General features: G+C 64.6%; 22 protein-coding genes. 14 read left to right on the top strand and 8 right to left on the bottom strand.

Annotated features, from left to right (window positions below; translation table 11 throughout):
- Positions 1-99 precede the first annotated feature (99 nt).
- The 5 genes from AC3RCP_RS21840 to AC3RCP_RS21820 all read left to right on the top strand — a co-directional run bounded on the left by AC3RCP_RS21840 (position 100) and on the right by AC3RCP_RS21820 (position 7,279).
- Complete coding sequence (locus tag AC3RCP_RS21840; RefSeq protein WP_087091751.1) at positions 100-1,434, top strand: lysine N(6)-hydroxylase/L-ornithine N(5)-oxygenase family protein; 1,335 nt, start codon at positions 100-102, stop codon at positions 1,432-1,434.
- Positions 1,435-2,045: 611 nt separating this feature from the next.
- Positions 2,046-4,811, top strand: a complete 2,766-nt coding sequence (gene mgtA, locus AC3RCP_RS21835; protein WP_492570877.1) for a magnesium-translocating P-type ATPase — start codon at positions 2,046-2,048, stop codon at positions 4,809-4,811.
- Between the two features lie 349 nt (positions 4,812-5,160).
- On the top strand, positions 5,161-5,877 hold the full coding sequence (locus AC3RCP_RS21830; protein WP_007927856.1) for an MgtC/SapB family protein: 717 nt from the start codon (positions 5,161-5,163) through the stop codon (positions 5,875-5,877).
- A gap of 134 nt (positions 5,878-6,011) precedes the next feature.
- Positions 6,012-6,431, top strand: a complete 420-nt coding sequence (locus AC3RCP_RS21825) for a hypothetical protein (protein ID WP_101338596.1) — start codon at positions 6,012-6,014, stop codon at positions 6,429-6,431.
- Positions 6,432-6,799: 368 nt separating this feature from the next.
- Positions 6,800-7,279 carry a hypothetical protein gene (locus AC3RCP_RS21820; RefSeq protein WP_007927859.1) on the top strand — a complete coding sequence of 160 codons (480 nt, stop codon included), beginning with the start codon at positions 6,800-6,802 and terminating at the stop codon, positions 7,277-7,279.
- Between the two features lie 4 nt (positions 7,280-7,283).
- Here the strand turns inward: AC3RCP_RS21820 and dkgB are convergent, their stop codons facing one another.
- From dkgB to AC3RCP_RS21805, 3 genes are all read right to left on the bottom strand, one after another.
- Positions 7,284-8,087, bottom strand: a complete 804-nt coding sequence (gene dkgB / locus AC3RCP_RS21815; protein ID WP_101338595.1) for a 2,5-didehydrogluconate reductase DkgB — start codon at positions 8,085-8,087, stop codon at positions 7,284-7,286.
- A 226-nt stretch (positions 8,088-8,313) separates the two neighbouring features.
- On the bottom strand, positions 8,314-8,853 hold the full coding sequence (locus tag AC3RCP_RS21810; RefSeq protein WP_101338594.1) for a PaaI family thioesterase: 540 nt from the start codon (positions 8,851-8,853) through the stop codon (positions 8,314-8,316).
- 124 nt (positions 8,854-8,977) lie between these two features.
- Positions 8,978-9,886, bottom strand: a complete 909-nt coding sequence (locus AC3RCP_RS21805; RefSeq protein WP_492570878.1) for a LysR family transcriptional regulator — start codon at positions 9,884-9,886, stop codon at positions 8,978-8,980.
- A 108-nt stretch (positions 9,887-9,994) separates the two neighbouring features.
- Here AC3RCP_RS21805 and AC3RCP_RS21800 point away from each other — a divergent pair, with 108 nt between their 5' ends.
- The 8 genes from AC3RCP_RS21800 to AC3RCP_RS21765 all read left to right on the top strand — a co-directional run bounded on the left by AC3RCP_RS21800 (position 9,995) and on the right by AC3RCP_RS21765 (position 17,507).
- A complete protein-coding gene (locus AC3RCP_RS21800) occupies positions 9,995-10,861 on the top strand; it encodes a pirin family protein (protein WP_007927867.1) in 867 nt (288 codons plus the stop codon).
- Positions 10,862-10,958: 97 nt separating this feature from the next.
- Positions 10,959-11,642, top strand: a complete 684-nt coding sequence (locus tag AC3RCP_RS21795; RefSeq protein WP_062825194.1) for an isochorismatase family protein — start codon at positions 10,959-10,961, stop codon at positions 11,640-11,642.
- A 56-nt stretch (positions 11,643-11,698) separates the two neighbouring features.
- The gene (ycaC, locus tag AC3RCP_RS21790; RefSeq protein WP_007927871.1) at positions 11,699-12,325 is read left to right on the top strand and encodes an isochorismate family cysteine hydrolase YcaC; all 627 of its coding nucleotides are present in this window, start codon (positions 11,699-11,701) and stop codon (positions 12,323-12,325) included.
- A 435-nt stretch (positions 12,326-12,760) separates the two neighbouring features.
- Positions 12,761-14,200, top strand: a complete 1,440-nt coding sequence (locus tag AC3RCP_RS21785; protein WP_492570879.1) for a mechanosensitive ion channel domain-containing protein — start codon at positions 12,761-12,763, stop codon at positions 14,198-14,200.
- 204 nt (positions 14,201-14,404) lie between these two features.
- The gene (locus AC3RCP_RS21780; RefSeq protein WP_007927880.1) at positions 14,405-14,845 is read left to right on the top strand and encodes a carboxymuconolactone decarboxylase family protein; all 441 of its coding nucleotides are present in this window, start codon (positions 14,405-14,407) and stop codon (positions 14,843-14,845) included.
- Between the two features lie 155 nt (positions 14,846-15,000).
- A complete protein-coding gene (locus tag AC3RCP_RS21775; RefSeq protein ID WP_492570880.1) occupies positions 15,001-15,744 on the top strand; it encodes a tellurite resistance TerB family protein in 744 nt (247 codons plus the stop codon).
- A 222-nt stretch (positions 15,745-15,966) separates the two neighbouring features.
- A complete protein-coding gene (locus AC3RCP_RS21770; RefSeq protein ID WP_492571086.1) occupies positions 15,967-16,500 on the top strand; it encodes a DUF3087 family protein in 534 nt (177 codons plus the stop codon).
- 221 nt (positions 16,501-16,721) lie between these two features.
- Complete coding sequence (locus AC3RCP_RS21765; protein WP_037004885.1) at positions 16,722-17,507, top strand: sulfite exporter TauE/SafE family protein; 786 nt, start codon at positions 16,722-16,724, stop codon at positions 17,505-17,507.
- A gap of 111 nt (positions 17,508-17,618) precedes the next feature.
- Here AC3RCP_RS21765 and AC3RCP_RS21760 read toward each other — a convergent pair whose 3' ends face one another.
- Together AC3RCP_RS21760 and ampC are read right to left on the bottom strand one after the other, a co-directional pair.
- The gene (locus tag AC3RCP_RS21760) at positions 17,619-18,173 is read right to left on the bottom strand and encodes a UPF0149 family protein (protein ID WP_492570881.1); all 555 of its coding nucleotides are present in this window, start codon (positions 18,171-18,173) and stop codon (positions 17,619-17,621) included.
- 181 nt (positions 18,174-18,354) lie between these two features.
- A complete protein-coding gene (gene ampC, locus AC3RCP_RS21755; RefSeq protein WP_492570882.1) occupies positions 18,355-19,530 on the bottom strand; it encodes a class C beta-lactamase in 1,176 nt (391 codons plus the stop codon).
- A gap of 182 nt (positions 19,531-19,712) precedes the next feature.
- Between ampC and AC3RCP_RS21750 the strand changes: the two genes are divergently transcribed.
- The gene (locus AC3RCP_RS21750; protein WP_101338588.1) at positions 19,713-20,591 is read left to right on the top strand and encodes a LysR family transcriptional regulator; all 879 of its coding nucleotides are present in this window, start codon (positions 19,713-19,715) and stop codon (positions 20,589-20,591) included.
- Between the two features lie 114 nt (positions 20,592-20,705).
- Here the strand turns inward: AC3RCP_RS21750 and AC3RCP_RS21745 are convergent, their stop codons facing one another.
- The 3 genes from AC3RCP_RS21745 to AC3RCP_RS21735 are packed head-to-tail and all read right to left on the bottom strand — an operon-like array spanning position 20,706 to position 23,254.
- Entirely contained in the window at positions 20,706-21,290 is a 585-nt protein-coding gene (locus tag AC3RCP_RS21745; RefSeq protein ID WP_101338587.1) for an isochorismatase family protein, read from the bottom strand.
- 58 nt (positions 21,291-21,348) lie between these two features.
- Positions 21,349-22,185: a pirin family protein gene (locus tag AC3RCP_RS21740; protein ID WP_101338586.1), complete on the bottom strand. Its 837-nt coding sequence runs from the start codon at positions 22,183-22,185 to the stop codon at positions 21,349-21,351.
- 10 nt (positions 22,186-22,195) lie between these two features.
- The gene (locus tag AC3RCP_RS21735) at positions 22,196-23,254 is read right to left on the bottom strand and encodes an alkene reductase (protein WP_102680647.1); all 1,059 of its coding nucleotides are present in this window, start codon (positions 23,252-23,254) and stop codon (positions 22,196-22,198) included.
- Between the last annotated feature and the right edge of the window lie 79 nt (positions 23,255-23,333).

Here is a 23,333-nt window from a genome sequence, read left to right as displayed (position 1 = left end):
CGTTCCTACTCAACAGACGACCTGCTGCCTCGCCATGGGCCGATCAGGTCACCGTCGATTTCTCCCCGCGTTGAGGGATTTATCCAGAGGACACTGGAAATGACACAGGCAATTGCATCGACCATCGTTCACGACCTGATCGGTATCGGTTTCGGCCCCTCGAACCTGGCGCTGGCTATCGCGCTGGAAGAACGTGGCCAGATTCAGGGTCCGCTGGACGCGCTGTTTCTCGACAAGCAGGCCGACTACCGCTGGCACGGCAACACGCTGGTGGCCCAGAGCGACCTGCAGATTTCCTTTCTCAAGGACCTGGTGACCCTGCGCAACCCGACCAGCCCGTACTCCTTCGTCAACTACCTCAAGCACCACGGCCGCCTGGTGGACTTCATCAACCTGGGCACCTTCTATCCGTGCCGCATGGAGTTCAACGATTACCTGCGCTGGGTCGCCGGGCACTTCCAGGAGCAGAGCCGCTACGGCGAAGAAGTGCTGGCCATCGAACCGGTGCTGCACAACCAGCAGGTCGAGGCACTGCGGGTGATTTCCCGCGACAGCCAGGGCCAGGAATTCGTCCGCACCAGCCGTTCGGTGGTGGTCAGCCCTGGCGGCACGCCACTGATCCCGGACACCTTCAAGGCGCTCAAGGACGACGGCCGGGTGTTCCACCACGCGCACTACCTGGAGCGCATGGCCAGCCAGCCGTGCGCCAGCGGCCAGCCGATGAACGTGGCGATCATCGGGGGCGGGCAGAGCGCCGCCGAGGCCTTTATCGACCTCAACGACAGCTTCCCTTCGGTGCAGGTGGACATGCTGGTCCGCGGTTCGGCACTGAAGCCGGCGGACGACAGCCCGTTCGTCAACGAAGTGTTCTCGCCGGCCTTCACCGACCTGGTGTTCCAGCAGCCGAGCGGCGAGCGCGAGCGCCTGGTCCACGAGTATCAGAACACCAACTACTCGGTGGTGGATGTCGACCTGATCGAACGCATCTACGGGATTCTCTACCGGCAGAAAGTCTCTGGCATCGCGCGCCATGCCTTCCGCACCCTGACCACCGTGGAGAAAGCCACCGCCACCGCCCAGGGCGTCGAACTGGTGCTGCGCAACACCTCCACCGGCGAGCTGAGCACCCGCCACTACGACGCGGTGATCCTGGCCACCGGCTACGAGCGCCAGACTCACCGTGCGTTGCTGGCGCCGCTGGAAGCCTACCTGGGCGACTTCGAAGTGGACCGCAACTACCGGCTCATCACCGACGAGCGCTGCAAGGCCGGCATCTACACCCAGGGCTTCAGCCAGGCCAGCCACGGCCTGAGCGACACCTTGCTGTCGGTGCTGCCGATCCGCGCCGAGGAAATCGCCGCCTCGCTGTACGAGCACGACAAAGGCCGCCACAGCCGTTCGGTGCGCGACCTGCTGCTGGCCACCGCCAGCTGACAGAGGTCGCCGGGCCCGATAGTTCAGTGTTGAACGTTCGGGCCTCATCGCGGGCAAGCCTCGCTCCTACACAAGCATGCACATTCTCTGTAGGAGCGAGCGGGCGGCGATCCGACTTGCCCGCGCTGGACGGCGCAGCCGTCCCCATTCCTGACCGCTCTACACCCCGCAAATTCCCGCTGTTATCTCCCCCGGTCGAGCGCCCGCCGACGACCCTTCCTGAACCATCGCTGAAGAACTTTTCGATTCCCCCGCCAGCGCCTTGCCGTCGATTTACTCTGCAAAAACCGCGGCGTAAGCTGCGCGCGTTTTCCATCAAGCGGAGACCCACAGTGGGTACTTGTTCGAGTGACAGTAGTCGGCCGGTTTCGCTAACCGGCACCTTCCCGGCAAGATAACGCGCCCGCCTTGTGTGCCGTTGTCTCGCCATGACAGCGAGCGGCGGCTTCCCGATCGTGGCCTTCAGGGCCCGTTCCCGATATCCTTCTCATCGACACTGCAACAGCGGGTGATGCCTGGCACATCGCCGCGCTACGGCTGCGCCTGTTTGCGCGGCCGGCGAACCAGACCTGGCTGTGAGTCTCCCGGCGCCGACCGTTAGGGGACACACCATGAACCTCACCCTGCTCAAAGAGTTTTTTGCCGGCTTCCTGCGGACCCGGCACTTCGCCCGGCACTTTCGCCGCCTGGCCTTGCTGGAGAGCTTCAGCGACGCCAGCGTCAGCCGCGACCTGCCGCCGAGCCTCGCGCACACCCTGGTGGCCGCGGCCAACGACGATGCCACGGACCTGCTGCAACGCCTCGGCAGCCACACCGATGGCCTGAGCGAGGCCGAGGCCCAGGCCCTGCGCGAGCAGCATGGCCTCAACGAGGTCGAGCACGAGCAGCCGCTGCCCTGGTGGACGCACCTATGGCATTGCTACAAGAACCCCTTCAACCTGCTGCTGACCCTGCTGGCGGTGATCTCCTGGCTGACCGAAGACATGAAGGCGGCCACGGTGATTTTTTCCATGGTGGTGCTCTCCACGCTGCTGCGCTTCTGGCAGGAGGCCAAGTCGAACAAGGCCGCCGATGCCCTCAAGGCAATGGTCAGCAACACCGCCACGGTGCTGCGGCGCAACGTGGTCGACGCCGCGCCGTCGGTGTTCGCCCGGCTGCATGGCGCGGCGGTGGCCAGCCAGGGCCAGCAACGCCTGGAACTGCCGATCCGGCAACTGGTGCCGGGCGATCTGATCCAGCTCTCGGCCGGCGACATGATCCCCGCCGATTGCCGGGTGCTCAGCGCCAAGGACCTGTTCGTCAGCCAGGCGGCGATGACCGGCGAATCGATGCCGGTGGAGAAATTCCCGCGCCAGCAGGACGCCGCCACCCTCAATCCGCTGGAGCTGGACAACATCCTGTTCATGGGCACCAACGTGGTGTCCGGTGCGGCCACCGCGCTGGTCCTGAGCACTGGCAACGCCACCTATTTCGGCGCCCTGGCGCAGCGGGTCGGGGCTACCGACCGGGCGCCGACTTCGTTCCAGAACGGGGTGAACAAGGTCAGCTGGCTGCTGATCCGCTTCATGTTCGTCATGGCGCCGCTGGTGCTGTTCATCAACGGCTTCACCAAGGGCGACTGGATGGAAGCGCTGCTGTTCGCGCTGTCGATCGCCGTGGGCCTGACCCCGGAAATGCTGCCGATGATCGTCACCTCGACCCTGGCCAAGGGCGCGGTGTTCCTGTCGCGCAAGAAAGTCATCGTCAAGCGCCTGGACGCGATCCAGAACTTCGGCGCCATGGACGTGCTGTGCACCGACAAGACCGGCACCCTGACCCAGGACAAGATCTTCCTCGCCCGGCATGTGGATGTCTGGGGCGAGGAGTCCGATGACGTGCTGGAAATGGCCTACCTGAACAGCTACTACCAGACCGGCCTGAAGAACCTGCTGGACGTGGCCGTGCTGGAGCACGTCGAAGTGCACCGCGAGCTGAGGGTCGGCACGGCGTTCCAGAAGGTCGACGAGATTCCCTTCGACTTCAACCGGCGGCGCATGTCGGTGGTGGTGGCCGAGAAGGCGCGTGCGCACCTGCTGATCTGCAAGGGCGCGGTGGAGGAGGTGCTGGCGGTGTGCACCCGGGTGCGCCATGGCGCCGCCGAGGAAATGCTCAGCGACGAGCTGTTGGCGCGGATCCGCCAGGTCACCGCCCAATTCAATGGCGAAGGCCTGCGGGTGGTGGCCGTGGCTGCCCGGCCGATGCCCCGGGGCCGCGACAGCTACAGCCTGGCGGATGAGCAGGGGCTGACCCTGATCGGTTACGTGGCCTTCCTCGACCCGCCCAAGGAAAGCACCGCGCCGGCCCTTGAGGCCCTGGCCGCCCATGGCGTGGCGGTGAAGGTGCTGACCGGCGACAACGAGCTGGTGACGGCGAAGATCTGCCGCGAAGTAGGCCTGGAACAACAGGGCCTGCTGCTGGGCAACGACATCGAGCGCATGAGCGACACGCAGCTGGCCAAGGCCGTGGAAACCACCAATGTCTTCGCCCGGCTCACGCCCTCGCACAAGGAACGCATCGTCCGCCTGCTCAAGGGCAACGGCCATGTGGTCGGCTTCATGGGCGACGGCATCAACGACGCGCCGGCGCTGCGCACCGCGGATATTGGCATCTCGGTGGACAGCGCCGTGGACATCGCCAAGGAGGCGGCGGACATCATCCTCCTGGAGAAAAGCCTGATGGTGCTGGAGGAGGGCGTGCTGGAAGGCCGGCGGACCTTCGCCAACATGCTCAAGTACATCAAGATGACCGCCAGCTCGAACTTCGGCAACGTGTTCTCGGTGCTGGTGGCCAGCGCGTTCATTCCGTTCCTGCCGATGCTGCCGATGCATCTGCTGGTGCAGAACCTGCTGTACGACATTTCCCAGATCGCCATTCCGTTCGACAACGTCGATGACGAAATGCTGGCCCGTCCGCAGCGCTGGCAGCCGGCGGACGTCGGGCGTTTCATGCTGTTTTTCGGGCCGATCAGTTCGATCTTCGACATCAGTACCTTTGCCCTGATGTGGTACGTGTTCGATGCCAATACCCCGGACCACCAGACCCTGTTCCAGTCCGGCTGGTTCGTGGTCGGGCTGCTGACCCAGACCCTGATCGTGCACATGATCCGCACGCCGAAGATCCCGTTCCTGCAAAGCCGCGCGGCCATGCCGCTGCTGGTGATGACCGGGTTGATCATGGCCATCGGCATCTTCCTGCCCATGGGCCCGCTGGCGCACTACTTCAAGCTGCAGGCGCTGCCGTCGCTGTACTTCGTGTTCCTGCCGGTGATCCTGCTGGCGTACATGGCGCTGACCCAGGCGGTGAAGGGCTTTTATATCCGTCGGTTCGGCTGGCAATAAGCTGCGGCTCGCGGCCGACGTTGCACAACATCCTGTAGCCGCTGCCGCAGGCTGCGATGGTCCGGGCCACGCTGTTCGCAGGGCTTTCAGCGATAGCACCGGCGTCGCGGCCGTGCCGGCCGATCGCAGCCTGCGGCAGCGGCTACATTGTCGAGCCATCCGGCTGCTGGTGCGGCGATCCGGGGCTGGGCGGGCCAACATCTCTTGGTAACAGCGGCGCCGCAAAATGGCCGGCAGCCCCGGCCCGGCCTGGTCGCGGGCAGTTGGAATGCCGACTGCTCGTTCGCTCCTGCCAAGTGCACCTATCCTTTAACAGCAGCCGACCGCCGCGTACTCAAGGACTCCCTTCATGCAAGCACTCCAGAACATCAACCTGACCTCCCTGGTGGACACCCTGGTCAGCCTCAGCGCGGCCTTTATCCTCGGTGGCCTGATCGGCTTCGAGCGCCAGTACCGGCAACGCACCGCCGGCCTGCGCACCAACGTGCTGGTGGCGGTGGGCGCGGCGATTTTCGTCGACATGGCCAACCGCCTCGGCGGCGCCGAGGGCGCGGTGCGGGTGGTGGCCTATGTGGTGTCCGGCATCGGTTTTCTCGGCGCCGGGGTGATCATGCGCGAGGAGGGCAATGTCCGTGGCCTGAACACCGCGGCCACCCTCTGGGCCTCGGCGGCGGTGGGCGCCTGCGCCGGCGCCGACCTGATTCTCGAAGCCTTTCTCGGCACTTTGTTCGTGCTGGCGGCCAACACCCTGCTGCGACCGATCGTCAACAACATCAACCGCCAGCCGCTGGATGTGATCTCCGCCGAGGTCACCAACATCGTCTATGTCATCGCCCATCGCTCCAAGCAGAAGGCCGTGTTCGCCCTGCTCGAAGCGGAACTGGAACGCAGCAACTACCCGGCCAGCGACATCGATGTCCATGCCTTCGGCAACGACGACGTGGAGATCGAAGCCACCCTGGCCACCACTTCGGTGGACGGCGACGAGCTCGACGCCCTGGTGGCGCGTCTGTCCACCTCGGCCCTGGTGGAGCAGGCGTTCTGGAGCCCCAGCACCACCGAATAAAGCGCCCGTGCAGGGGGCTTTCCTGGGAGAAATTTCTTGTGCGCGGTAATTTTTGGGAATTGTCTTAAAGAGTCGGCCTGGGGCCATCGGATAGTCTGTCGGGCCTCTGTGTTCAACCGATAGTTGCCACGCCGATGCCCAACAAACGCCTGAGAATACTGATTGCCGATGCGTCCCGGGAGCAGTGTGGGCGCATCCAGCGTTTGTTGAATGGGCTGGGGTATTTCCGCGTCGCGGCGGTGGAGTCTTTCCGCGAACTGGTGACCCTGACTCACTATTCCTGCGACCCCTTCGAGAACTTCGATCTGTTGCTGCTCAGCGGCGAGCTGGCGTTCGCCGCCGGGGTGGACGCCGGCGCGTTCTGCCAGGGCAACCCGCAGATCCGCCATGCGATGATCTATGGCGGTCGCACCGAACAGGCATTGCCGGTGGTCCTCGGTGCCTCTGCGCTACAGGAGATTCTCTGGGTGCAGGGCGCCACGCAAGAGATCCTCCAGCGCTTCATTGCCCATATCAATCCTCCCGCCTCCTCGGGCAAAGACCGAACCTTCTGAATGCTGAATAGCCCTCCGCAGTTGCTGGGAACAGGGCTTGCGTCGCGCTACTGGAGGTGGACCGCCACCTGGCCAGCGGATCTCCGATGGCCGCTACCGGGGCCGGGCGGGGTCTTTTGTCTCCATCCGGAGCGGGCAAAAAGCAGGATTCATGGCCGCCCATGGATAGCCGATGAGTGCCGCCGGTGTGGGCGGAAATACCAGGGAAACGAGCATTTCGGGCTCGAAAAGTAGGGGAAAGCCGCATTTTAGTAATTCGGAGTAGGGCTTTTCAGAAAACCCTTAGAGAAAACTATCGGCTGCTCCCCTAGCCTTTATTCATAGGCTTGGAGCCTGTCATCTCAGACTTTTTTCATGGTCGCGAACAAATGCCGAATAAAACGTTACGAATCCTGATCGCCGATGAACAGCATTTTCATCGAATGAAGATCGAGCGGGTGCTGAACCAGCTGGGCTATTACCGGATTGCACCGATGTATCGACTCGTCGAGGTGTTGAACGTCGTGGAATATGGCAGTGAGCCAATGGACCTGCTGATCATCAACGCTTCGCTGGGGTTGCAGGCCCGGCTCGATATCGTGGCGTTCTGCATGGATAACCCGCAGATCCGTCATGTGCTGGTCTATGACTCCGAGCTTCTCGGCGTGCCTTCGATTCCACTCGGTCCGCAGCGCAAGCTGTATATCAGCAGCCTGCCGCTGCCGGACCACGAGACCCTCAGCCGCTTGATGGCGGCCATCGACACCGGCCACCGGAGCAAGATCCCGGCGGCCGGAAAGTTTCCCAGCAGTTCCAATGAGGAAGAGATCGCCCCCGATGGCATTCGGTTGAATGCCGTGGTGCGTTAAGGCCTCAGTCCCACGCCGGTGCAATGCCGGCGGGGCTGGTCAGACGATGGCCGCGTTCCAGACTGGCAATGCGTTGCATGTCTGCCTCGCTCAGGGTCAGGGCACAGGCCTTGAGGTTGCTTTCCAGGTTCGCGCGCCGGGTCGAGGAGGGAATCACCGCATGACCCGATTGCATGGCCCAGGCCAGGGTCACTTGGGCCGGCGTTGCCCGATGCTGCTGGGCGATCTGCTGGATGACCGGGTCCTCGAGCACTTCACCGTAGGCCAGCGTCATGTACGAGGTGATGTGAATCCCCTGGTTTTGCGCGAACTCCACGACCTTGCGGTTCTGCAGGTAAGGATGCAGTTCGATCTGGTTAGTGGCGATGTGCTCGGCACCGACCGCGGCGATGGCCTGCCGCATCAGGTCGATGGTGAAGTTGGAAACACCGATCTGCCGGGTCAACCCCAGTTGCCTGGCCTCCAGCAGCGCCGCCATGAACTCTTCGACCGGTACCTGGTTGTCCGGTGACGGCCAGTGGATCAGGGTCAGGTCCAGGTAGTCGGTCCGCAGCTTGCGCAGGCTGTCCTTGAGGCTGGGGATCAGCTTGTCGCGGGCGAAATGGGCGACCCAGATCTTGCTGGTGACGAACAGCTCGTCGCGGGGGATGCCGCTGTCGGCGATGGCCTGGCCGACCTCGGCTTCGTTCTCGTAGATCTGTGCGGTGTCGATCGCCCGGTAGCCCAGCTCGAGCGCGGTGCTGACCGAGTCGATGACCACCTGGCCTTGCAGGCGAAAGGTGCCGAGGCCGAAAGCAGGTACAGACATGGATGACTCCAGATGGCAGTGGAAAGGCCACGAGTATCCCGGTCCGCACCCTTGAGAAAAACCGCCGGACAGGCAAAGCAATCTTTACCGCGAATCACGAATGCGCGGGCAGGCACGATCCCTGGTAGGCGCGAGCTTGCTCGCGAGACCTCCTCCCGGCCACCGCTGAGCGCAAGCCGTAGTTTTTTTCGCGAACGAGCTCGCTTCTAAAGACGCAGAGGCGGTTTCAGCCACGCGCTTGAAGAATCATGCAGGTGGTGGAGCCGGTGGCGTACAGGCGGCCATCGACGTCGTAGATCCGCCCTTCGGCCAGGGCGGTGGAGCGGCCCAGGTGGACGATCTTGCCTTCGGCGCGGATCGGCCCGCTGCTGCCGGTCAGGGCCCGCACATAGCTGATGCGCAGGTCCAGGGTGGTGTAGCCCTGGCCCTTGTTCAGGCGGGTGTGGATCGCGCAACCCATGCAGGAGTCCAGCAGGGTTGCGGCATAACCGCCGTGCACGCTGCCCAGCGGGTTGTAATGGCGGGCATCCGGGGTGCCCTGGAACACGAAGTGCCCGGCGGACCATTCGATGGGGATGAAATCCAGCAACGTGCCGATGGGCGGCGAGGGCAATTCGCCGTTGCCGATGCCGTCGAAGAACTCGGCGGGCGAGAGGGCGCTGACCTCGGCCAGGGACAGGCTGCCCGGACCGGCCAGGCGCGCGCGCATGGCCTGTTCCTGGGCAATCCACTGGGCCAGGGTGGCCTCGCGGGATGGGCTTTGCATGGGCGTTTCCTCGCTGGGTGGAACAAGATGACGAGAAAAATATTATGTTCGAAATATTATTTCGGCCAGTGTCAAAAACGCCACAGGTCGGAAGATTCGGCCAGGCTTCACCTTGCGCGCATCCTCAGGTGATATCGCTGCGGCTGAACTCCTCGCCGAGAAAGTCGATCAGGGTGCGTACCGACGGCAGCAGGCCACGGCGCGACGGGAAGATCGCATGGACGATCCCGCACTTGGGCGCCCAGTCCGGTACCAGCTGCACCAGGCGTCCGGCGGCCACATCGTCACGCACCACCACGCTGGGCAGGTGGACGATGCCGATTCCCGCCAGCGCCGCCTGGCGCAGGGCAATCAGGTCGTCGGTGACCATCCGCGGCTTGTGGCGAATCTGCGCGAGCGCCTCGTCCGGGCCGAACAGCTCCCACTGGTATTCGCGTTGCGCCGCGCCCCAATGCAGGCTCGGCAGGCCGCTGAGGTCGGCGGGCGAGGCGGGGCTCGACAGGCGCGCAAGAAAGTCCGGGTGGCCGACCAGGCACTGGGTGCTGTTGCCCAGCACCTTCATCACCAGGTCGCTGCTTTCCAATGGCGGGAAGCGCACCCGCAGGGCGATGTCGAAACCTTCGTGGATCAGGTCGACCCGGCGGTTGGTGCTCTCGATGAACAGCTCCACCAGCGGGTACTTGAGCATGTAGCGGGTCAGCATCGGCCCGACCCAGGAGTTGAGCAGCGCGGTCGGGCAACTGATGCGCACCAGGCCCTGGGGCTCGGAACGGTTGCGCTCGATGACTTCCGCGGCGCTTTCCGCTTCCACGCGCATGGCCAGGCACCGCTGGTAGTACTCATGGCCGATCTCGGTGAGCGAGCAGTGGCGGCTGGTGCGGTGAATCAGGCGCACGCCGAGGCGTTCCTCGAGCTGGGCAATGCGCCGGCTGAGCTTGGACTTGGGCATGTCCAGGGCGCGTCCGGCAGCGGCGAAACCACGGTGTTCGACGACCTGGGTGAAGTAATAGAGGGTATTGAGGTCTTCCACCATCGTTCTCCAGATAGAACGCTAAGAGTGATTTTTGCAGTCTAGTGCATCAAAGGTATGGGTTTTAAGGTGTATCCAACGAAATAACTCACCCATTTCGGAGGCACCCCCATGAAAAACATCATCGGTATCTACACCAGCCCACGGGCCCATTGGGTGGGCGACGGCTTCCCGGTGCGCACGCTGTTTTCCTACGACAACCTGGGCAAGCACATCAGCCCGTTCCTGCTGCTCGACCACGCCGGCCCGGCTGAATTCACCCCGACCCAGGGGCGGCGCGGCGTGGGCCAGCACCCCCACCGCGGCTTCGAAACCGTGACCATCGTCTACAAGGGCGAGGTGGAGCACCGCGACTCCACCGGCAGCGGCGGCAAGATCGGCCCTGGCGACGTGCAATGGATGACGGCGGCCTCGGGGATTCTCCATGAGGAGTTTCACTCCGCAGCGTTCGCCCGGTCCGGCGGCACCCTGGACATGGTCCAGCTGTGGGTCAACCTGCCGGCGCGGGACAAGATGGCCGCGCCCGGTTACCAGACGATTCTCGATGGCGACATCCCGGCCATCGCCCTGAAGGACAAGGCCGGCACCCTGCGGTTGATCGCTGGCGAGTACGACGGCGTCAAGGGCCCGGCCCGCACCTTCACGCCCATCGACGTCTGGGACATCCGCCTGAATGCCGGCAAGCCCCTGACCCTCGACCTGCACGAGGGGCGCAACACCGCCCTGGTGCTGCTGCGCGGCACGCTCCAGGTCAATGGCCAGGAAGTAGTGCGTGAAGGCCAACTGGTGCTGTTCGAGCGCGACGGCGACCAGCTCAGCCTGGAGGCCAACAACGACGCGGTGGTGCTGCTGCTCAGCGGCGAACCGATCGACGAGCCCATCGTCGGTCATGGTCCGTTCGTGATGAACAGCGAGGCCGAGATCCACCAGGCTTTCGTCGACTTCCAGTCCGGTCGTTTCGGCCAGATGCCGGGCTGACCCCCGCTTACCGACTTGCACAGGACGTGTCGGCCGGTTCAGGGCCAGGGATGGCTGTTGCCTTCAATAAATGCCCTAAATGAAAGAGGAACTGCACATGAACAACTTCAATGCTGCCAACTTCAATGGCGCCAAGCCGACCATCGACCCCAACGACGCGGCGATGCTGCTGATCGACCACCAGAGCGGGCTGTTCCAGATTGTCAAGGACATGGACGTGCCGCAACTGCGGGCCAATGCCATCGCCCTGGCGAAAGCTGCGACCTTGCTGAAGATGCCGGTGATCACCACCGCCTCGGTGCCCCAGGGGCCCAACGGCCCGCTGATCCCGGAAATCCACCAGGAGGCGCCCCATGCCCAGTACGTGGCCCGCAAAGGCGAAATCAACGCCTGGGACAATCCCGAGTTCCGGGCGGCGGTAGAAGCCACCGGCAAGAAAACCCTGGTGATCGCCGGCACCCTGACCAGCGTTTGCCTGGCGTTTCCGTCGATCGCCGCGGTGCATGAAGGCTACAAGGTGTTCGCGGTGGTCGATGCCTCGGGCAACCATTCGCGGCTGGCCACTGACCTGACCATCGCCCGCCTGGCCCAGGCCGGGGTGGTGCCGATCGACATCATGGCGACGCTTTCCGAGCTGCAGGGTTCGTGGAACCGCCCGGACGCCGAGCAGTGGGCCGCGGTTTACGCCCAGGCCATGCCGCATTACCAGTTGCTGATCGAGAGCTACCTCAAGGCCCAGCAAGTGGCGAACGAGCACGAAGTGCTGGACTCCCAGCGCTGAAGCTGCACCCCCACGCCGACCTCCAGTCGGTATCGACAAGAAGCGAGGACTACCCCATGACTACTGCCTACAAGCGTCTCGACAAAGACAACGCCGCCGTGCTGCTGGTGGATCACCAGGCCGGCCTGCTGTCCCTGGTGCGCGACATCGATCCGGACAAGTTCAAGAACAACGTGCTGGCCCTGGCCGACCTGGCCAAGTACTTCAAGCTGCCGACCATCCTCACCACCAGCTTCGAAACCGGCCCCAACGGCCCGCTGGTGCCCGAGCTCAAGGCGCTGTTCCCGGACGCGCCGTATATCGCCCGGCCAGGGCAGATCAACGCCTGGGACAACGAGGACTTCGTCAAGGCGATCAAGGCCACCGGCAAGAAGCAACTGATCATTGCCGGCGTGGTGACCGAGGTTTGCGTGGCCTTCCCGGCGCTGTCGGCCCTGGAAGAAGGCTTCGAGGTGTTCGTGGTCACCGACGCCTCCGGCACCTTCAATGCCCTGACTCGCGATTCTGCATGGAACCGCATGTCCACCGCCGGCGCCCAGTTGATGACCTGGTTCGGCCTGGCCTGCGAGCTGCACCGCGACTGGCGCAACGACATCGAGGGCCTGGGCACCTTGTTCTCCAACCACATCCCGGACTACCGCAACCTGATCACCAGCTACACCACCCTGACCCAGGGCAAGTGACCTGCCAGCGGCGGCTACACAAGGCAGCGAGCACGACCGGGCTATCGGAGGTGTCGCCATTCCCGGTAGCCGCTGCCGCAGGCTGCGACAGGACCGAAGGTCCTCCAGCGGTTTCAAGACCCTGCGCCTGCTGCGCAGTCGATCGCAGCCTCGCAAGCTCGGCAGCGGCTACAGGGTTAGCGCCGATCGGTAGGTCACAACCCCTGTAGCCGCTGCCGCAGGCTGCGATAGGGCCGAAGGCCCTTAAGCGATCTCAAGGTCCTGCGCCCCCTGCGGGGGCGCTCGCAGCCTCGCGGGCTCGGCAGCGGCTACAGAGTGAGCGACATCGTTGCAGGCAGGGGCCTCCCATGAGGCCCCTGTTTTTGTTTCTGCGGCTATACCTGCAAGGTCGCTTGTGTGAGATTGTCGCGCCTCTGACCGTGCTGGAGTTGCTTGATGCCGAACCTGTTCGCCGACCACCCGCTGTTCGCCGCGCTGGTCCTGATCCTGCTGGACATGCTGCTGTGGCGCCTGATCGGCGCGCGGGGCGGTTACTGGAAGCTGCTGGTGCGGGTGCTGATCTTCACCCTGTACAGCGTGCTGCTGTTCAACCAGGGCCTGAACCCGATGCAGGCGGCGCCCTGGCCGGAGGACGTGCCGCTGCACCTGGCCGCCACCGGGTTGCAGATCGGTTGGTGGCTGTTCGGCGCGCGGACCCTGACGGTGTTGCTCGGCACCCTGATGATGCAGCGGGTCGGGCATACCGGGCGGCTGTTGCAGGACTTGATGGGGGCGGTGATTTTCCTGATCGCCATCATCGCCGCCATGGCCTATGTGCTGGAGCTGCCGGTCAAGGGCGTGCTGGCCACCTCCGGCGCGGTGGCGATCATTGTCGGCCTGGCGCTGCAAAGCACCCTCAGCGACGTGTTCTCCGGCATCGTGCTGAACACCACCAAGCCGTATCAGCTCGATGACTGGATCTCCATCGACGGCACCGAAGGCCGGGTCACCGACATCGACTGGCGCGCCACCCGGCTGCAGACCTCCCAGGGCAGCATGGCGGTGATCCCCAATTCCCTGGCGGCCAAGGCCAAGATCATCAACTTCAGCCGTCCCGCCGATATGCACGGGCTTTCCATCAGCCTCCAGGTCAGCCCCCATGCGCGGCCGCAAACGGTGATCGAAGCGCTGGAACGGGCCATGCTCGGTTGCCGTTTCCTGCTCCCCAAGCCGGCCCCCAGCGTGGCCCTGAAAAGCTCGGGCAACGCCGGGGTGGAGTACGAGATCAGCGGTTTCGTGGCCTCCATGGGCCAGAAGCGCGAAGTGCGCAACCAGTTGTTCGACCTAGCCTTCCGGCACTTGCAGGCGTCCGGCGTCAATCTGTTGTCCAGCGGTGAAAGCAGCGTGGCGGCCCACCTGTCGCGCCCGCGGGCGCTGCTGGACAGCTCGAGCATCTTCTCCACCCTGCGCCAGGAAGAGAAGGAAACCTTCAGCCAGAACATGACCCTGCAGACCTTCCGCGCCGGCGAGACCATCCTGCCGGCGGGCGAGGTCAGCGATCACCTGCTGATCATCGAATCGGGGGTGGTCTCGGTCAGCCTGATCCGCGATGGCAAGCCCTTCGAGGCCGGGCGCATGGGGCCGGGCGAAGTGATAGGCGAGGCGGGGGTCGCCGATCAGGCGACCGCGGCGGACTTCTCGGCCAAGACCTTCTGCACCCTGTACCGCATCGAAAACGAATACCTCAAGCCGTGCCTGGATGCGCGGCGCGACATCAGCGACGCGATGAAAAACCTCCTGGATTTCCGCCAGCACATCGCCCAGACCCTGACCCAGGAAAGCCCGCGGCCGGCGGTGAAAAAAGGCTTTATGCAGTGGCTGCGCCGGCGCGCCTGAGCGTCCATGCACGCCCCCTGCAGGCGCGCAGCTTGCGCGCGATAGCGTCGTCGGTGAATGGCCGCTGCGCGGATCGCGCGCAAGCTGCGCTCCTACGCAAGAGGGGGGGACATTGGTCACCTGGTCTTAGCCGCAATTGGTTATTGGTCGGGACCGGGCCCGGGCTTAACGTAGCGCCACATTCATTTGATCTGGAGCCACACCATGCAACCGCGTATCGACTTCTACACCGCTTCGCCAGACGCCCTCAAAGCCATGATCGCGCTGGAAACCGCGGTATCGAAACTGCCCCTGGAAAAGTCGCTGATCGAGCTGGTGAAGCTGCGCGCCTCGCAGATCAACGGCTGTGCCTTCTGCGTCGACATGCACACCGCCGACGCGCGCAAGAGCGGGGAAACCGAGCGCCGCCTGTACGCGGTCTCGGTCTGGCGCGAAGCGCCGTTCTTCACCGACCGCGAACGGGCCGCCCTGGCCTGGACCGAGTCCCTGACCCGGGTCAGCGAAACCCACGCGCCGGATGCCGACTACGAGCTGCTGAGCAGCCAGTTCAGCCCCAGCGAACAGGTCGACCTGAGCCTGGCCATCGCCACCATCAACAGCTGGAACCGCCTGGCGGTAGGTTTCCGCAAAATGCCCCAGGCCTGATTCCCGGGCTCACTGGCCGTCGGCTGGCGGATGGAGTGGGCCGCCAGCGCGGCGTCTGGCGAGAAGGAATCAGGGCCCAAGCGGAAGCAGTTGGCGCAATGCGTGGCGAAGACTATTGTTGGCAATCTGAATAACTGCCCGAAGAGAGCGATGCCATGAACACCAGTGATTTGCTTGAACAGTTGCTGCGCGCCGGCCAGGCTTCGATGACGCAGCAGGGTGGCGGGGCTTCGGCACCGCAGGATGGCCTGGGAGGCCTGGGTGGCTTGCTCGGTGGTCTGCTGGGCGGTAGCAGCGGCGGCGGAGCGCCGGCCGGCGGGCTGGGTGGTCTGCTGGGCGGCTTGCTGGGCGGTTCCGGGTTGGGCGGCGCGGCTTCCGGTGGAGCCCCGCAGGGCCGTTCCGGCGGTGGCGCGAACTACGCGGCGCTGGCCTCCCTGGGGATGATGGCGTTCCAAGCTTATCAGGCCTGGCAGCGCCAGCAGCAATCGGCGGCGCCGCAACAGGCGTTGCGTACCGTCGACCAGCTGGCCGGCCCGGAAGTCGAAGAACACAGCCATGCGATCCTCCGTGCCCTGATCGCCGCGGCCAAGGCCGATGGCCGCATCGACGAGCAGGAAAAACAACTGATCAGCGCCGAGATCGGCCGTCACACCGATGACCCGCAATTGCAGCAATGGCTCGACGACGAAGTCGCACGTCCCCTGGACGCCGCCGACGTGGCCCAGTCGGCCGCGGGCGAGCCGGGCATGGCGGCGGAAATGTACCTGGCCAGCGTGATGCTGGTGGACGATCAGCAGGACGCCGAGCGCAGTTATCTGGACGAACTGGCGGCGGCGCTGCGGATCGACCCCGAGCTGCAACTGCACCTGGAGCAACAGGCCAAGGGCCAGGTGGCCTGAGCCACGAGGACCGGCTCCGCCAGGGGCCGGTCCATTTGTCCGCGTCGGGCATGCCATTCGACGCCCGGCATGCTCGATCCGCATCCCGCCCAATCTCTGCTTGGCTCCGACGGCACGCCCCGGTGGCCGAGGTGGATTGTCGCAGCGTGGATTTATTCGCCATCTCCGGGTGCGGGCAGGGTGATAATGCCGGCCTGTCCATCATGCGAGCGCACCGTCGCCATGTTCGAGATCCAGCCGCAGAACCCCGAGCTTTTTCGTCAGCAGACCCGCCGCAGTACCCTGTTCATTGCCCTGATTTTCCTGTCCCTGGCCATGCTGCTGTCCAGCGCCGCGGTGCTGCTGTTCGGCACGCCGGGCGGCGATAACTTCAAGCTCAATGTCGCCGGCGTGCTGGCCGGGCTGGTGCTGAGCATGGTGCTGATGCGCGTGCGCTTCTGGTCGCAGCCGTGGATGGCCGCAGCGGTCTACGGCTGGCAGCTCAAGCGCAGCCTGATGAGCGTGACCAACGTCATGCACCACGTCACCGCGGGTGTCGAGGCCCAGGACCCGACAGCGATAAAACTGCTGCGCTTCTACCACCTGGGCCTGACCCAGATGCACCAGCTGGATGCCAACTCCAGCGCGTTGAGCCAGGTGGTGCATGAGATCGACCGGCACAAGGAGCGGATGCAAGCCCTGGGCATGGACACCGAGCAGAAGCGCTTGAATCCGGACTGGATCGAAGCGGTGAAGCGGATTCCGCTAGCAAAATGACCTGCAAAGGGCGCGCGGTTTCGAAGGTTTTCCCCGGCCGTTTCCGAGCCAATCTCGGCATGTGATGGGTGCATGCAATCCGCGGGTTGTATGCGCTGAATACATGGCAAAAAGGCAAAGAGTTATAACGTTAGATTTTATTTATATAAATGGACATAAGCATTAGCGCTATGCTGCCGCCAGTTTTTTACCTGGCCGCGGTTGATGCGTAGGGCTTATTGATGGATGTGGGTAATTTTGGTTTTGTAATCGCGGGCCTGTTGGTGGGTTTCATCGTGGGGATGACGGGGGTGGGAGGCGGGTCGCTGATGACCCCGATCCTGTTGTGGTTTGGTATCAACCCGGCGACCGCTGTCGGCACCGACCTGCTGTACGCCGCCATCACCAAGTCCGGTGGTGTGCTGGTCCATCAGAAAAACCGCAACATCGACTGGAAGATCACCGGCTGGCTGACCCTGGGCAGTGTGCCCGCGGTGCTGGCCACCCTGTGGTTCCTCAAGAGCCTGCACACCGATCCGCAAGCGCTGAACAGCGTGATCAAGCAGGCCTTGGGATTTGTACTGCTGCTTACCGCTCTGGCGATCCTGTTCAAGAAAAAGCTCCTGGCATTTGCCCAGAAGCATGCCGGCGATCACTACCACCTGAAGGATTCCAGCCTCAACGGCCTGACGGTGGTCACCGGCGTGGTCCTGGGCACCATGGTCGCCCTGACCTCCATCGGCGCCGGTGCCCTGGGCACCGTGGCGCTGTTCATCCTTTATCCCTTCCTCGCCACCAAGCGCCTGGTCGGCACTGAAATCGCCCACGCCGTGCCGCTGACCCTGGTCGCCGGTCTGGGGCACGCGAGCATGGGCAACATGGACTGGCAACTGCTGGGCTTTCTGCTGATGGGCTCGCTGCCGGGGATCTGGCTCGGCAGCCACATGACCGGCCGCGTCTCGGACGAACTGCTGCGGCCGTTCCTGGCGCTCATGCTGTTTTCCATCGGCTACAAACTGGCGTTCTGACCCCGCGCTGGCGGGTCGAGCCAAGAGCCTCCTGCGGGAGGCTTTTGTGTTTTTGCGGTTTGAGTGCGCACACTTGGGGTGGGCCGTGATGGACCCACCCCCAGGCCTCTCTCAGCGTTGCGCCAACCAGTAATCGTGCAGCCCACGGGCGGCCTGTTCGACGCTGGCCACGGTCTGGCGATGCTGAGCCAGATCGAGGTCGGCCGGCAGTTCGAAGTTGTCCTGTTCGGCGCAGGTGATGATGGCTTGCAGCTGGGCGGCCTGGGCGGCGGGCAGCTCGGGCCAGTTGCTCACGGCCATGGCGCGGATGTAGCCGAAACACCATTCTTCCGCCAGCGTCAGCGGCTGGTCCTGATGCTCGGTCTGTTCGAAACGCGGCTGAAAACTCGCCGAGTCATTCGCCAGCGCCGTGGCGAGGGCGTTCAGATGGCGCACGCTCAGCTCGATGAAGCGCTTGCACTCCTCGGGGTCCTGCCAGTCCGGGTTCTGCCCGCCCCAGATGGCCGGGAACCATTCGGCGATGTCCACCTGGGCCGGGCCGGACACCAGGGCGGTGCAAAAACCGTCGAGCTCGGCCAGGTTGAGCACGGAGTGGTCGTCGCCATACTTGAGCAGGGTGTCTTCGATGAATTCGAACTCGGCGGGGCTGAGCGGCTGGTTGTGCATGGAGGGTTTCCTTGGAAAAACGTGCGCCCCAGGGGCTGCGCGGAAAAAAGACGCGGAGGATGGCGCGTTCCGCGGCTTTTATCCAGCGCCGATCATCGTCGTGGAGCGCGTTGTCATGGCTGCGACGCGCTCCTGGCCACTCCAGCGACCGGCCCGTTAACCGATCCGGTCGCTGTTGTTCTCAGGGTTGCGCGTCATCCAGTGCCTTGAGCAGGGCATGGGCGACCTTGACCCGTTCGGCGTTGGGGTAGTTCTTGTTCGCCAGCAGCACCAGGCCGATGTCCTTGCCGGGCACGAACAGCACATAGGCGCCGAAACCGCCGGTGGAACCGGTCTTGTTCAGCAGGGTATCGGCCCGCGGTGCCTGGGGCGGGGTGAACCAGCGGGTCGGGTGCGGTTCGAAGGCCATCTGTGACGAGTTGCCGGCCAGCAGGGCGTCCAGGCTGAGCGGGTAAGGATAGAGTTCCCAGCCCAGGCCCTGGGTCATGCCCTCGACCTGGTAATAGCCGGTGTGGGTGAGGGCGATGGCCTGCGGCCAGGGTTGCGCCAGCGACTCGGGCTTGAGGTTGGCCTGGACGAAACGCAGCAGGTCGGCGGCGCTGGTCTTGACCCCGTAGGCCTCGGCATCCAGGGCGCCGGGGCCGACCCGCACCGGCTTGCCGTCCTTGCCGTAGCCCTGGGCGTAATGGTCCATCTGTGACTTCGGTACCTGGATATAGCTGTGCTGCAGGCCCAGCTGCGGGAACAGCCGCTGCTCCATCAATTGCTCGAAGGGCTGCCCCAGGCTTTGCGCGGCCAGGTAGCCGAACAGACCGATGCTCGGGTTCGAGTACAGGCGCTGGGCGCCGGGGGCAAAGGCCGGTTTCCAGCCCTGGTAGTAGCCGAGCATCTTGTCCTGGCTGTCCCATTGTTCCGGGAACTGCAACGGCAGGCCGCCGGCGCTGTAGGTCCCCAGTTGCAACAGGCTGATGTGCTCGAAGGCGCTGCCTTTCAACGCCGGCAGGTAGCGGCTGGCCGGGTCGTTCAGGGACAGCTTGCCGCTGGCCTGGGCATAGGCCCCCAGGGTCGCGGTGAAGAGCTTGCTCACCGACCCGACCTCGAACAGCGTGTCGGCGTCGACGGCCTTTTTCCCTTCTTTGGAGGCCAGGCCGTAGTTAAAGTAATGGGGCTGGCCCTTGAGAGTGATGGCCACCGCCATCCCGGCGATGTCCTGTTGTTGCATCAACGGCCGGATCGCCGCGTCGACCAGGGGTTTGAGCGCGCTGTCCGGCTGGCTGGCGGCCAGGCAGGCGCTGGCGCCGGAGAGCAGCAGGGAAATGGTGAAAAATCCGGATAGGGCTAGGTTTTTGTTGTGCATGATGGGCTGGCATTCCATGATTTTGCAGGGTGATGGCCGCTACACTCCGAGCGGCTTTTGCCAGCGCCTGCCCTTGCAGTCAGGGAGCAGGGCGCTGCGAGCCGGCTCAATGTAGGCGGTCGGCGAAGGATCGGCAAACGACGATATTTCGCAGGAGCCATTAGAAAAACTAGGGAGTGGTCATGATCCGACCCCATCTGCCGCTGAATGCCCTGCGCGCCTTCGAGGCCTCGGCGCGGCATTTGAGTTTTACCCGCGCGGCCATCGAGCTGTGCGTGACCCAGGCGGCGGTCAGTCATCAGGTGAAAAGCCTTGAGGCCCAGCTCAACGTGACCCTGTTCAAGCGCCTGCCCCGCGGGCTGATGCTGACCAGCGAGGGCGAAACCCTGCTACCGGTGCTGTGCGAGTGTTTCGACCGCATCGCCGAAACACTCGGCCGCTTCGAAGGCGGGCACTACCGCGAAATGCTCAGCGTCGGCGCGGTCGGCACCTTTGCCGTCGGCTGGTTGTTGCCGCGCCTGGAGGACTTCCAGGCCCGCCACCCGTTTATCGACCTGCGCCTGTCGACCCACAACAACCGGGTCGACGTCGCCGCCGAAGGCCTGGACTACGCCATCCGCTTCGGCAACGGCGCCTGGCACGGCACCGATGCTGTCCAGCTATTGGAAGCACCGCTGTCGGTGCTCTGCGTGCCGGAACTGGCTCGGCAGCTGCGCAGCCCCGCCGACCTGCTCGGCCAGACCCTGCTGCGCTCCTACCGCACCGACGAATGGCCGGAATGGTTCAGCGCCGCCGGCTTGCCGGCCAGCACCCTGCCTGCGCGCAGCATCGTCTTCGACTCGTCCCTGGGCATGATGGAAGCCGCGCAGCAGGGTATAGGCGTGGCCCTGGCGCCGCCGCTGATGTTCTCCCGGCAGTTGCACGCCGGCAGCATCGTCCAGCCGTTCGCGCTGGGCATCACCACCGGCAGCTATTGGCTGACCCGCTTGCAGTCCAGGGCGCAAAGCCCGGCGATGCTGGCGTTCAAGGAATGGCTGTTGGGGACCGTGCAGGAGGGCTGAAGACGGTCTGAAGACCAGGTGTTTCCCTGGGCGCAGAGCGTGCGGACGGGGAGGGCGCCAATGCGGATCGCCAGAACCGCCTGGCGCCGTTCTGGTGATCGTTTTTCGCGCGACTCAGCCTTGCAGCGCGGTCATCAGTACCTGCACCAGTTGACCGCCTTGTGGCGTCGCCCAGCTTCCCGCGAGTTCGGCGATCAGCTGGTTGGTACTGGTCAGGGTCACGCCGCCCTTGTCCATCCGGCGCAGGGCGATGTCATCGGCCATGGCGCTGGGTGAACCGCCGGCGTCAGCCACCACCTGCACCTCATAGCCATCGCGCACCAGGCTCAGGGCCGGGTACACCGTGCAGACGTCATTGGTGACCCCGGCAATGATCAGTTTCTTGCGACCGGTGGCCTGGACCGCCTTGGCGAAGTTGTCATCGTCCATGGCGTTGACGATCCCCAGGCGCTTGACGCGGGCGGCGAACTCGCCGGGCAGGATCTGTTCCAGTTCGCTCAGCAGTGGCCCCTGGGCGTATTCCTCCATGCTCGAAGTCAGGACCACCGGCAGTTGCAGGATACTGGCGGCCTTGGCGAGCATCAGCGCGTTGCGTTTCATCTCTTCGAAGGGAATGGATTTCACCCAGCCCATGGTCCCCACTTGGTGGTCGATCAACAGTAGGGCGGCATTTTCGGCACTGAATTTTTCGTAGGACATGATGGTGCTCCTGGTAGGTGAGATTGGGCGCTTGCGCCCCGGGGTTGATCTAGGGCGATCAGCGCGCTTGCAGCGTGCCGAACGCGCCGCGCTGGTAGGCCTCGACGGCCGCGGCCAGCGCCTCTTGCGAGGCAAGGGCCAGCGGCCCCTGCCAATACACCGGTTGCCCCAGGGGGCGGCCGGAAAACAGCACCGCCTTCGCCGGCCCCTGGTCCGCCCGCAGGCTGAGCTGGCGTTCTTCGGGTTGTGGCAGGCTCACTGGCAGTCGGGCGTGCATTAGGTCGAAGGGCTGGCCATCGACCGACAGTTCACCGTCGATCGGCATCACGAAGGCGCCATGGCCGGCCGCGATCGGCACCGTCACCTGCGCGCCTGGCTCCAGGGAGATGTCCAGCAAGCTGACCTCGGTGGGCAGCGACAGCGGCGAATGGAGATCCGCGAAGCGGCCCAGTGGCACCCGGACTTTCACCCCCGGTAACTGCACCACCGGCACGTCCTCGGCTTCGAGGCTGAAGACGAACGGCGCGCCGCCCTGCAGGTGCAGTGGCAGGTTGATGAACACCTGCAGCATGTGCACGGTCTTGCCTGTCTCGGTGGGCACTTCTTCATGCACCACGCCCGTGCCCGCGGCGGTCCAGTGCAGGCCGCCGGGCTGGATCAGGTTGCGGTTGCCCAGGGAGTCGCGGTTGTCGATCCCGGTCTCGGAGTCGAGGAACAGGTAGGACACCGCGGAAAAACCGGCATGGGGGTGCGGCGGGAACGTCGGCCCGCTGGTCCAGGCGTGGTCGACCGCGAGGAAGGGGTCGATGGACGTGGCGGGCTGGCCACCGCGCAGGGTGAAGGCACGGAAGTGGCTGCCGTGGTTCATCCGTTGCAGGCGTGCGATATGGGTCATGGCGGTGTCCTCAGGCGCCCAGGTTCGGGTAGTCGGTATAGCCTTGCGCGCCCGGGCTGTAGAAGGTCTCCTTGTGCGGTGCATTCAGCTCGGCGCCCCGGCGGAAACGCTCGGGCAGGTCCGGGTTGGCGAGGAAGGCCGCGCCAAACACCACGGCGTCGGCCCGGCCATCGGCGAGCAGCGTTTCAGCGGCCTGCTGGTCGAGCCCGCCACCGATCAGGTAGCGGCCGTCGAACAGTGGGTGCAACAGGGCGTGGTAGTCGACGCTGGCGCCGAACAGGGCCACGTGCAGGTAGGCCAGGTCGAGTCCGCGCAACTGCTCCACCAGGTAGCGGTAGGTCTGTTGCGGGTTGGCATCGGTGATGTCGTTGAAGTTCATTTCCGGCGAGATCTTCAGGCCAACCCGGTCACCGCCGATTTCCGCTGTCACCGCCGCCAGTACCTCGAGGACAAAACGCGCGCGGTTCTCCACCGAGCCGCCGTAGGCATCGCTGCGCTGGTTGCTGCCGGACGAGAGGAACTGTTCCGGCAGATAACCCGAGGCGCCATGCAGCTCGACCCCGTCGAAACCCGCCTCGATGGCCAGGCGTGCGGCCTGCCGATAGCCCGCGACCACTGTGGCGATTTCTTCCACGCTCAGTGCATGGGGGGTGACGAAGTCCTGCAGGCCGGTCGCGGTCCAGGTCTGGCCCGCCGGCCTGATCGCTGAAGGGGCCAGGGGCAGGGCGCCTTCAGGCAGCAGCGAAGGGTGAGAGATGCGCCCGCAGTGCATCAGTTGCATGAAGATCTTCCCGCCGCGCGCGTGCACCGCCGTGCTGACCTGCTTCCAGGCCGCCACCTGTGCCGCGGTTTCGATCCCCGGGGTACGCACGTAGCCCTTGCCCAGGGCGGCGGGGAATACCCCCTCGGAAACGATCAGGCCGGCGCCGGCGCGCTGGGCGTAATAGGTCACCGCCAACTCGCTGGGCACCCCGGCATCATCGGCGCGGGAACGGGTCATGGGCGCCATGACCAGGCGGTTGGACAAGTGGTGGCGACCTACTTGGACGGGGGAAAAAAGCGAACTCATGGCAGTGCTCCTCAATGGGCGATGTGGTTATCATCGATCAATCCAAAGTCGGGATAAATCCGTCTAAATTGAAATGACT

The sequence above is a fragment of the Pseudomonas sp. GW822-FHT05A08 genome (genome assembly GCF_058800485.1).
This window is presented reverse-complemented; position numbering and strand designations above follow the sequence as displayed.